4 protein-coding genes are annotated in these 11,279 nt (G+C 70.5%); 2 read left to right on the plus strand and 2 right to left on the minus strand.

Annotation, left to right across the window (positions count from 1 at the left end; genetic code table 11):
- Positions 1 to 21 precede the first annotated feature (21 nt).
- A complete protein-coding gene (locus D5S19_RS24965; protein ID WP_120025829.1) occupies positions 22 to 7,149 on the minus strand; it encodes a non-ribosomal peptide synthetase/MFS transporter in 7,128 nt (2,375 codons plus the stop codon).
- A 313-nt stretch (positions 7,150 to 7,462) separates the two neighbouring features.
- Between D5S19_RS24965 and D5S19_RS24970 the strand changes: the two genes are divergently transcribed.
- Positions 7,463 to 8,464 (plus strand): amidinotransferase, encoded by a 1,002-nt coding sequence (locus tag D5S19_RS24970; RefSeq protein WP_233574140.1) that lies wholly within the window; start codon positions 7,463 to 7,465, stop codon positions 8,462 to 8,464.
- Positions 8,461 to 9,522, plus strand: a complete 1,062-nt coding sequence (locus D5S19_RS24975) for a class I SAM-dependent methyltransferase (protein WP_158605635.1) — start codon at positions 8,461 to 8,463, stop codon at positions 9,520 to 9,522. The genes D5S19_RS24970 and D5S19_RS24975 overlap by 4 nt, the downstream gene beginning before the upstream one ends.
- A gap of 9 nt (positions 9,523 to 9,531) precedes the next feature.
- On the opposite strand, the gene D5S19_RS24980 is transcribed toward D5S19_RS24975, so the two are convergent.
- Positions 9,532 to 10,806: a diaminopimelate decarboxylase family protein gene (locus D5S19_RS24980; RefSeq protein ID WP_120025832.1), complete on the minus strand. Its 1,275-nt coding sequence runs from the start codon at positions 10,804 to 10,806 to the stop codon at positions 9,532 to 9,534.
- Between the last annotated feature and the right edge of the window lie 473 nt (positions 10,807 to 11,279).

Genomic DNA, 11,279 nt, shown 5'->3' on the forward strand with positions numbered 1-11,279 from the left:
CTAGACCTCGCTTTCGTCGTTTCAGCGGCGGCGCAGCTGGGCGTCGGCCCGCTGCGCCACGGTGTCGCGGTCGTGGATCTCCGGGCCGGGGACGGCGTCGGGGAGGTCGTCCTCGGCGTGGCGCAACGCACGCTGCAGCCAGCCCCGCCCCGCCCATGCGGTCAGCCCCAGCCCGCTGAGCACGACCAGCAGTGCGAGGCCACGTGCGGGACCGTCGCCGAACAGCGCGACCGGCAGCCACGGGCTCGACGCCGGATCTGCCAGCGCCGGGACCACGGCGACGTCGGCAACGGGCAGGACGATCAGGAACCCGAGGGGGATGGTGATCAACGGCAGGGCGGTGAAGATCGCCATGACCCGGCCGAGCAGCTGCGGGTCGACCTTGGTGCCGAGCACCGCGATCCAGCTGCCGTCGATGATCGACTCGGTGAACAACAGGACGAACATGCCTGCCGCGGCGAGCACCGGGTCGCCGGTGATCCCGACGATCAGCAACCCGAGCCCGCCGGCGCCGCCCGCGATGAGCATGCCCTCCGTGCGCCGCCGGGTGCCGCCCCACAGGCCCATCACGATCGCGCCGAGCACACCACCGACGCCGCCGACGGCGAGCACCACGCCGAGCACGACAGGTGAGTGCCGGGCGAGGATCAGCGGTGTCACCACCGTGAAGCCGACGGTGTAGATGGCCACGTCGACCACCATGAACCACAGTCCGGCGCGAAGCGGCGCCCGGCGGATGACGTACCGCCAGCCGTGGGCGATCTCGGCCCAGAGGCTCTCCTCACGGCGTTTGAACGCCCGATCGGGAATGCGCACCAGCAGCAGCGTCAGCAGTCCGATCGCGAAGCCCGCCGCCTCCAGCAGCAGGACTCCGCCGATCCCGAGTGCGACGAGGAGTCCGACTCCGAGCAGCGGCCCCGCGACCTGGCTGATGTTCACCGCGATCTGGCCGACGCCCGCAGCGTGGCCCAAGTAGCGCTTCGGAACGAGCTGTGGGACGGCGGCGAGGTAGGCGGGCCGTTGGAACGCTCCCGCTACGGAGGTCAGGCAGAGCGCGACCACGGCGAACGGGATCCGCAGCCCGCCGCCGAGGGTGACGAGCAACGCCAGTCCCGCGGTGGCCACCATCGACACGGCGTTGGCCGTGATCATCACCAGCCGCCGGTCGACGCGGTCGGCCACGGCGCCCGCTATCGGCGTCACCAGTACACCGGGCAGCATGCCGACTGCGCTGAGCAATCCGAACAGCGTCAGGTCATTCGTCGCCCCGAGAGCCCATACGGCGATGACGAGCGAGGCGATGCCACTGCCGACGGCGGACACGGTCTGGCCCGCCGCGACCACCGCGAACCGGCGCAGCCCCGGACGCACACCGAGGTTCGCCGGGGCAGGAGCGGCCGGGTCGGGTGCCGCCGGGCTCTCGCGCCAGCGGTTCGCGGCGTCGACAAGGACGTCGGCCAGTTCGGCGGCCTGGTGCTTGACGAAGAAGTGTCCGCCCCGCTCGATCACCGCGAGTTCGACGTGGGAGGAGTACGCCGCCCACTCCCGGTGGCGTTCGTCGTAAAGCTCGGTGACCCGGTCGCGCTGGCCGACCACGCTGAGCACCGGAACCGCGAGTGCCGGGGCGGCCACGTCGCCGGTCTCCGCGGTGAAGTACTCCTCGGCCTCCCGGGAGTCATGGCGAACGTTGCGCAGGACGAATTCCGCGTCCTGGCCTTCCTCGACGTCGGCGAAACCGCCACGCGCCCGCAGGTAGTCCAGGTAGGCGCGGTTGCCGACCAAGCCGTCCGTGGGCAGCAGGCGGCGCACTCGATCGAAGAACCGGCCGGGGAGCCTGGCGATCGGGAACTGCGCCCCCAGGCCGACGCCGATCAGATCGATCGGGCCGCCGGTCACGCGGCGCGCGACCTCCAAGGCCAGCGCGGTCCCGACGCATTGCCCGTAGAGCAGGACCGGTCCCTCGACCGCCATGAGCTCCTCGACGACTCGTCCGGCGATCTCGTCGAGACCGGCGAGCGGTTCGTCCCGGGCTTGGTCGTGGCCCGGCAGCTCGACGGCGAGCAAGGCCCAGCCAGCCGGCAGCGCCTCGGCCAGCGGACCGAACGTCATCGAGGTCCCGCCCGCGTAGGGGAACCCGACGATCGTGGCCCCGCCGATGGCCGGGTCGGCCCGTCCGGGGCCGATCGGTTGCAGCAGCCGGTCGGCGGCATCGGTCACCGTGCGCTCGGCCGGGACGGTGGCGGGCGACCGGTCAGGTGCCACGGAGTGGTCGGTCTCAAGGTTGTCGACGTGGCGGGCCAGCTGGCGCAAGGAAGGACGACGGAACACGTCGACCAGGCGCAGAGAGGAGGACACGGCGCGGGCCATGCGCACCGTCGCGAAGGAGTCGCCGCCCAGCCCGGTGAACGTGCTGTCGGCGGTCACCACGGCGACCTCGATGCCGAGCAACTCGGCCCAGACCCCGGCGATCCGCCGCTCCGTCGCGGTCGCGGGGGCCATCGCCGGTGTGGAGGGGCCTGCCGCGCCGGGCGCGGGCAGAGCGGCACGGTCGAGCTTGCCGTTGTGGGTGCGCGGCAGCCGGGGCAACACGACGACACGGACCGGGACCGCGCCTGTGGGCAGCCGGGTTTGCAGTGCCGCCAACAGGTCGGGCTCCGGAAGTGCGGTGCGGCCGTCGTCTGGCACGACGTAGCCGACGAGGTCCGTTCCTTGAAGCGTGGCAGCCGCGGCGGCTACATCAGGAAGGGCGCGCAGCGCGGCCTCGACCTCACCCAGCTCGATGCGATGGCCCCGCACCTTGACCTGGTCGTCAAGCCGGCCGAGGTACTCGACGGTCCCGTCGGTCCGCATGCGGGCGCGGTCGCCGGTCCGGTAACGACGTCCGCCCGGGACAAAGGGGTCCGGCCCGAACCGCTGCCGGGTCAGGCCCGGGCGGCGGTGGTAGCCCGCCGCGACGCCGGCGCCACCGAGATGCAGTTCCCCGGGCACACCCGGCGGGACCAGCTCGTCATGGGCATCGAGCACGTAGGCGCGCTGGTGGGGAAAGGGCCGCCCGATGGGCACCAGCGTGGCCCCGGCTTCGAGAGGCCCCTCGAAACAGAGGCTGTCCACGGTCGCCTCGGCGACACCGTAGGAGTTGACGATGCGGGTGCCCGCGTCGAGCAGCGCGTGGGCCTGCTGATAGTCCTCGACGGGCCAGGCCTCGCCACCGCCGATGAGCAGCCGCAGGTCGGGCAGCGGCCCGCAAACGGCGAGCAACGGGGTCAGCATGCTCGGTACCAGCTCGGTACACGCCACCCGCTCCCGGCGCAGGAACTCCGCGAAGACCGGCGGGTCCAGTGCGGTCTCCTTCGGGACGACCACCAGCCGCCCGCCCGCGGTGTGGGCGCGCACGGTCTCGCCGACGAACAGATCGAACGACACCGGGGCGACCTGGGCAAACGTCCAGTCCGGTGCCAGGGCGTAGTGCTGCATCCACATCTCGACGGCGTGGGTCAGGCCGTCGTGGGTCACCACCACCGCCTTCGGCGCCCCCGTCGATCCGGACGTGTACACCAGGTAGGCGGGGTCGGCGGGGGTGATGGCCACGTCAGGTGGGTCGCTGGGATGTGCGGTGATCGCTGCCGCTTCCCGATCGAGCAGGACCGTCTCGATGGCCACCCCGCTCGTCGCGAGGGCCGGACCGGCGGTATCGGCGCGGGTGACGAGGACGTCGGCACCGGAGTCGGCCAGCACCTTGGCCAGCCGGCCCGCGGGGTGGTCGAGGTCGAGCGCGACGTAGGCGCGGCCCGCCGTGAGGACACCCCATACGGCGACGAACAGGTCGACGCCGCGGGGCAACGCGATCGCGACCGGGGCGTCTCCCCCGCCGCTCGGACGACCCGCTCTGCGGTGCAGGTGGTGCGCGAGCCGGTTGGCCCGTGACACCAGCTGCGCGTAGTCGATCGTGGTGTCGCCGACGGTCAGGGCCGGCGCGTGCGGGCGCTCGGCGGCAACCGCCTGCAGGTAGTGCTGGACGAGCGGGAACCGCGGCGCACGCCCCGATGCCCGGCCGTTGACCGCGTCGAGCAGCCGGGTGCGTGCGTCCGGTGAGAGCAACGGCAGCCGGTGCAACGGGGTGCCGGGCTCGGCAACGGCGGCATCGAGAAGAACCGTGAGCTGGTCGAGAATGCCCTCGACGCGGTCGCGGTCGAACAGCTCGCTGCGCGCGGTGAGCGTCAGGACGTGGCCCTCACTGGTCGTGTCGAGGGCAAAAGCGAGGTCGACGGTCTGCGCAGCGGGCACGACGTCGCCCACGTACCGGACCGGGCCGTCGTAGCCGTGCGGCGTGTTGAGCACAGTGAGGAGCACGGAGCTGAAGGGATTGCCGGCGCCCGGGGTGACCGGTCGCTCGGTCACCGCGAGGATCTCGGCCAGCGGCAGACGCTGGTGGTCCAGGTCTGCGACGATGTCGCCGGCCACCCGGTCGAGCAGCTCGCCGAAGGACGGGTCACCGCCCGTGTCGGCCCGCAGCGGGAGCGTGTTGAGCAACGCGCCGACCTCGTTCTCCAGGTCGGTGCCGCCCCGATTGGCCACCGGGGCGAGCACCACCGGATCGGTCCGTCCGGTCCACCTGCTCAACAGGGCGTGCACGCCGGTCAGAACCACGGCGAACAGGCTGGCGCGACGGTCGCGGCCCAGTGCGTCCCATCGCCCGACAGTCGTCGCATCAAGCTGCCGCTCGACCCGCAGCGCGGCGAACGTGGGCTCCGGCGGGCGCGGCCGATCGGCTGGCACCTCGACGGCCGGGCCGACACCATCGAGGCGCTGCCGCCAGTAGGCTCGATCGGATGTGCGGGCGGTGGAATCCGCGTACGCGGGGACGGTCACGCCCCGGGCCGGCGGCTCCAGGGTCGCGCCGTCGATCAGCAACCCCAGGTCGCGAGCCACGACGCCGGCCGACCAGCCGTCGAACACGATGTGGTGGACGAACAGGGTGAGCACTCCGGTCCGCGGGTCGTGGACCGCGCGGGCGACCGGGCCTTCCTGTAGGTCGACCTCCGGGCCACCGATCTGGATGCGGCCGGTGCCGTCCACCACCATCACCGGCCGCCCGTCCTGCTCGGGGAACCGGGCTCCGAGCACGGGGTGGCGCCGCACGAGCGCGGCGAGGAGTGCAGCCACCTCGGTGGGCTCGACGGATCGGTCGACGTGGTAGCGCAGACCGAGCAGGTAGCGGGGCAGGCCCGGCTCGATCACGTCGGTGAGCCAGTAGTCGGGCTGCAGGCCACCGAGTTCGAAGGTCCCCGTCGCGGCGCGCGGCGACTCGACGGGAACGACCCGCGCCGACGCGGCCACCAGCTCTGCCGTGCGGGCCGGGGTGCCAGCGGCGAACAGGTCGGCCAACGTGAGTTCGACCCCGTGCTCGGTGCGCAAGCGGGTGAGGATGCGCACGGCGGCGAGCGAGTCGGCGCCGGCGGCGAACAGGTCGTCGTCCGGCCCGATCGCCCGCCGGTCGAGCACCTGCGACCACAGTGCCGACATCGCGGCCGCGGGGTCGGCTTCGTCGGTGTCCAGAGAGGTGGTGTCCGGGGCCCCGCGCAACGCGACGAGGTCGACCTTGTCGTGGTCGGTGCGGGGGAACCGCCGGTGGAATCGGATCCGGGCCGGAACCATCGCGGCGGGCAGCCGGCCCGTCAGGTCGGCACGCACCGCCTGCTCGTCGGGGGCCAGGTCGCCGTCCGCGATCAGGTGGGCCTCAAGCCGGACCGTGTCGGCGTCGGGCACGGCGTCTACGACCGCGTCGGCGACCCCGGGGACCAGCCGCAGCGCCGCCTCGACCTCACCGATCTCCACGCGGACCCCACGGACCTGTACCTGCCGGTCGAGACGACGCAGGTAGGCGAAACGGCCGTCCGGTCCCCGGGAGACAACATCGCCGGTCCGATACCAGCGGACCGGCTCGCCCGCAGGCCCCTGCTCGGTACGGAAGCGCTCCTCCGTCAGGTCGGGCCGGCCGAGGTAGCCGTCGGTGACCCCGGGACCGCCGATCCACAACTCGCCGGTGGCACACTCGGACCTGTCGCCGGAGTCACCGGGTACCGGCCGGATCTCGGTCAGCACGCCGGGCAGCGGCTCGCCGATCGGTACGGGGTCGTCACCTTCGTAGTGGGTCAGATCCGCCACCAGCGCCACGACGGTGGTCTCGGTCGGGCCGTAGCAGTTGATCAACCGCACGCGCGGCCCAACCGTCCGGCGCCAGCGGCGCACGGCGTCGGCGTACACCGCCTCGCCACCGAGCACGATCTGCCGTACCGAAGGCGGCAGGGTGGCTTCGCCCCGCTCCAGCACACCGAGTATCTCCCGCCAGTAAGCGGGTGGCGGCGTGAGGACGGTGATTCCCCACTCACCGCAGCGGCGCAGGAACAGGTCCGGGCGACTCAGCATCTCCTCGTCGCGGATCACCACCGTCGCCCCGACCGACAGCGGCAGCAGGATTTCCTCGACGCTCGCGTCGAATCCGAGCGAGGCGAACTGCAGGACTCGGTCGCCCGCGGTCGTGGTGTACGGGCCGCGGGCGGCGGCGCAGAAGAACGCGACCGCGCGCCGGGGCACGACGACGCCCTTCGGCCGGCCCGAGGAGCCGGAGGTGTAGATGACGTAGGCGGGCGCGTCCGGGTCCGCTGTCGCCGGCGGTGCCGGGCGTTCGGCGAGCACAGTCGCGCCGCCGGGTACCGCGCTGTTCGTGTCGCCGACGCCGGATACCGGACCGGCGGACCCCACTACGCCCGCGAGGTCGAGGGTGCCGACGGCACCGTCGAGAAGATCACGGGTGCCCGCATCGACGATGGCGAGGCGCGCGTTCACCTCGCCCAGCACTGCACGAATGCGTGCTGCCGGCCCGTTCACCTCGACCGGGACGTATCCGGCACCGGTCCGCAGCACCGCCAGGATGGCCACGACAGCCCGGATCCCGCGCGGGAGCACGAGGGCGACGAGGTCGCGTGGCCGGACCCCGCGTGCCACGAGGTCGGCGGCCACGAGTTCGACCTCCGCCGCCAGCTCCGCGTAGGTCAGCTCACGGGTGCCCTCGACGACGGCGGCCGCGTCCGGACTGCGTTCGACCTGCTCGGTGATCAGGTCGATCACGTCGGTCGGGTGGACGGTCATCTATGCCCTTCATTGATTGCACGGACTGTCACGACAGTGATCAAACTCCACGATCGAGGTCACCAATCGGGACCATTGAGATGAACGGCCGAAGAACTCGGGCAAATACATGACCGTATGTCACGACTTCACATGATTTTCGCCCAATAGAGGGGCTGTATTCATGAGGAGTGGTTTCCATCGGCCACAGTCACCGAGGTTGGGAAAAGAATTGACCGTCGATCGCCGGAGTCGTCCTGACACGACCCGTCCAGCAGGCCCCGTCAGCACCTACACCGAGTGGGACCCGCTTGAGGAGGTCATCGTCGGGACGATGCGCGGCGCAGCGGTCCCGCAGTGGGACGTGGCCGTCGAGTCCTGCGTGCCGGCCAGCGCGCGCGAGCTGTTCACCCGCAGCGCGGGCCAGCCGTGGCCGCGTGCGCACGCCGAGGCGGCCGAGGCCGAGCTGGACGCCTTCGCCGGTTTCCTCACCTCTCGCGGGATCGTCGTGACACGGCCGGATCCGGTGGACCACACCCGAAGCTTCAGCACACCACGCTGGTCGAGCCCCGGTGGGCTCTACAGCGCGATGCCCCGCGATCTGCTGCTCGTCGTCGGAGACATGATCATCGAGTCGCCGATGGCATGGCGCAGCCGGTATTTCGAGGCCGATGCCTACCATCGTCTGCTGACCGACTACTTCCGGCGCGGCGCCCGGTGGATCGCCGCGCCGAGGCCGTTGCTCGACGATGACACCTTTGACGCCGGCTTCGACCGGGAGACGCCGTTCGCCACCGGGTCCTACGCGACCACCGAGGTCGAGCCGACCTTCGACGCGGCCGATTTCACCCGGTGCGGCACGGACTTGTTCGCCCAGCGCAGCCACGTCACCAACCGGCTCGGCATCGAGTGGGTGGCCCGGCACCTCGACCCGGAATACACCGTGCATATCGTCGAGACGATCGATCCTTATCCGATGCACATCGACGCGTCCTTCGTACCGCTCGCCCCGGGGAAACTGCTGCTGAATCGGAATAAGGTCAAGGATGTACCGTCGGTACTCGACGCCTGGGACGTGCGGGTGGCACCCGAGCCGGCAGTTCCGGACGATTTCGAGTTGTACATGTCCAGCCCCACCGTCGGAATGAATGTGCTCATGCTGAGCGAGACGCAGGTGGTGGTGGAGGCGCAGGAGACGGCCTTGGCGGACATGTTGGACGGATGGGGGTTCGACATCCTGCCGATCCCGTTCCGCAACGTCATGCGGTTCGGTGGCTGTTTCCACTGCGTCACCGCCGATGTGCGGCGCCGCGGCGAGCTGCGCAGCGTGGTGTGACCGGCCCGGACAGCGCGGGCGAGATCTCCGCGCCCGCACTCGAACACGTCGCGATCTGGCGCGAGGTCTACGACACCCTCTACCTCGACGGCGAGCCGTGGGGGCGATTGGGTGACGATTTTCGCGGCTGGGACTCGGCGTACGACGGTGCGCCGATCCCCGAAGCGGACATGCGCAGCTGGCGCGATACCACCGTCGCCCGCATCCTGGAGCTGTCCCCGCGCCAGGTGGTCGAGATCGGCGTCGGCGGCGGGCTGCTCCTGGCTCTCGTCGCCCCGCACGTGCAGCACTACACGGGCACGGACTTCTCGCCATCCGCAATCGAGATCCTGCAACGCCGGCTGAACGCCGATCGCCCCGAACTCACGGATCGGGTCCAGCTTGAGGTGACCGCCGCGCACGAGCGCGCGCGACTCCTGCGGGCCGGCCCCGCCGACCTCGTCGTCCTCAACTCCGTCGCGCAATACTTCCCCGACCTCGACTACCTCGCGGCCGTGGTGGCGACGGCAGCCGAGCTGGCAGGACCCACCGGAGCCGTCCTCGTGGGGGACGTCCGCTGCGAACCCCTGCGCGAACATTTCGCGAAGGACGTGGCCCGCGCCCGCGGGGCCGACGCGAACGACCTCGCGCCCGCGGCGGCGCGCGTGCTGGCCACCGACCGTGAGCTGTTCGTCGCACCGGAATGGTTCGCGACCACGGCCAGACGCCTCGGGCTGCGCTGCCAGATCCGGTGCAAGCAGGGCCCCGACAACGAGCTGACGCGCTACCGATACGACGTAGTACTGGCCGGGCCGCAGCGTCCGGTGATCGATGCGGGCGCCGCTCCCACGGTGCCGTGGCTCGACGCCCAGGACAAGCTGGATCCCCGCGCCCCGGTGCGGATCGTCGGCATCCCGAATCGCCGGCTCACCGGCCGCGGACCGGATCCGGACCGCCCGCTCGGCGTCACCGCCGGCGTCCGTTCGGTGATGCGGTGGTCGCAGACCGACCCGACAACACTCGACCTGGTGCTGGTCCCGGCCTCGGCCGGCCCCGGGGTCATCATCACCGAGCGCTGACGCGACGGGTCACCGCAGCACTACCGCCGTCGTAAGCCGGTCCGCGTCGCAACGGAGGGTTGCGAAGTAGTCCTCGACGGTCTCGGCCCGGCGAATGCGTTCCACGTCCCCGTCCGGATGCAGCAGCAACTCCTGCGGGCGCAGCCGCCCCCCGTAGGTGTAGGTCTGCGACAACGCATGGGCGCCCGTATCGTGCACCAGCAGCAGGTCACCCTCGACCGTGCGCGGCAGGACGCGCTGGATCGCGAGTTTGTCGTTGTTCTCGCACATCGAGCCGACGACGTCGACCGTCTCGAGTTCGCGCCCCTCACCGTCCAAAACGGACACATGATGGTAGGCGTCCGGGTACATTCCGGGGCGGATCAGACCGTTCATGCCGCAGTCGACGCCCACGATCTCGCGCCATTTGGTCATCCGGTTGAGCACGCGGGTGACCAGCACTCCGTGCGGACCCGTCACATACCTGCCGGATTCGAACAGAACCCGCAGGTGCCACGCGTGGTCACGGGCGAAGGTCGTCACCCGGTCCCGGACTCCGGCCGCCAGCCCGGCGAGGTCGAACTCCTGCTCCTCCAGCCGGTAAGGAATTCCTATTCCGCCGCCGAGGTTCACGAAATCGATGCGCACTCCGGTCTCGTCCCGAAGCCGGAGCGCGGTGTCGAGCAGCAGGTCGAGATTGCGCAGAAAGGAGTCCGGTGTCTTCAGGTGCGAACCCAGCATGACGTGCAGCCCGTAGGTGTTCGCGCCGAGCTGCCGCGCCTTCGCCACCACGCCGTGCAGGCGGTCGATCCGGATGCCGAATTTCGACGACTCGGCTCCGCCGAGGTGCATGTTCTGCACCGACGCGGAGCGGCCCGGGTGCACTCGGAAGCAGACCGATCGTGGCCGCGCCCGCATGGCCACGAGCTTGTCGACGACAGTCTCGTCGTCGACGGTGATGATCGCGTCCGCGGCGAGCGCGGCGACCAGCTCCTCCGAGCTGGTGTTGTTCGAGGTGAAGGAGATGTCGTCACCCACCGCGCCGGCCGCCCGGGCGGCCACCAGCTCGGCGATCGAACTGCAGTCGAAGCCGAAGCCGTGGTCTGCGAGGATGCGCAGGATCCGGGGGTTCGGCTGCGCCTTGACGGCGAAGTACTCCCGGAAGTCCAGGCCGCGAAACGCTTGGTTGACGCCCTCGGCGGTGTCGCGGACGCCCTGCACGTCGTAGATGTGGAACGGTGTGCCGAAATGCTCCGCAACTCGCGGAAGTACCGGAACAAGACGCTGCCAGAAGGCGTCACTCATGGGCATATCGAGATAAAATCCTTCCAGATCCGACGCAAATCGGTCGGCATCATCAGCGCACGCAGGGTCACTTTCACCGAATTCGAGAAGGAATTCCGAACTTCGCCCCGATATCCCAGTGACCGATTTCACCCTTCGCCGACTCGGCCAGGGTAATTCCGAGATTATCCACGAGCGGTGGACATCACATGTCGGCCACCGTACCGGGAACTGACGTGACCGCTAACGCTGAGGATCATCGAATTTACGTTTCGCCCTGAGTTTCGTGCGCAGCAACGAGTTCGCGCAGGCCCTCCCCCAGGGTTCCGGCAAAGTCGGTGTAGAGGTCCGTGAGGGGACCCTTCACGGACTCTGAGTCTGTGAAGGGTCCCTTCACAGACCCGAAACCGGTCCGGCGCACGCCACGAGGTGGTCGCACACACCTCCGCATCGCCCACTGCCGGGTCCCCGACCAACTTTGCCGACACCCTGAG

This window comes from Amycolatopsis panacis, from assembly GCF_003600245.1.
Lineage (GTDB): Bacteria > Actinomycetota > Actinomycetes > Mycobacteriales > Pseudonocardiaceae > Amycolatopsis > Amycolatopsis sulphurea.

Bases quoted from the DNA above. Each gene is read 5' to 3' on its own strand.
- D5S19_RS24965 (WP_120025829.1), bottom strand. From the start codon at position 7,149: ATGACCGTCCACCCGACCGACGTGATCGACCTGATCACCGAGCAGGTC.
- D5S19_RS24970 (WP_233574140.1), top strand. From the start codon at position 7,463: ATGCGCGGCGCAGCGGTCCCGCAGTGGGACGTGGCCGTCGAGTCCTGC.
- D5S19_RS24980 (WP_120025832.1), bottom strand. From the start codon at position 10,806: ATGAGTGACGCCTTCTGGCAGCGTCTTGTTCCGGTACTTCCGCGAGTT.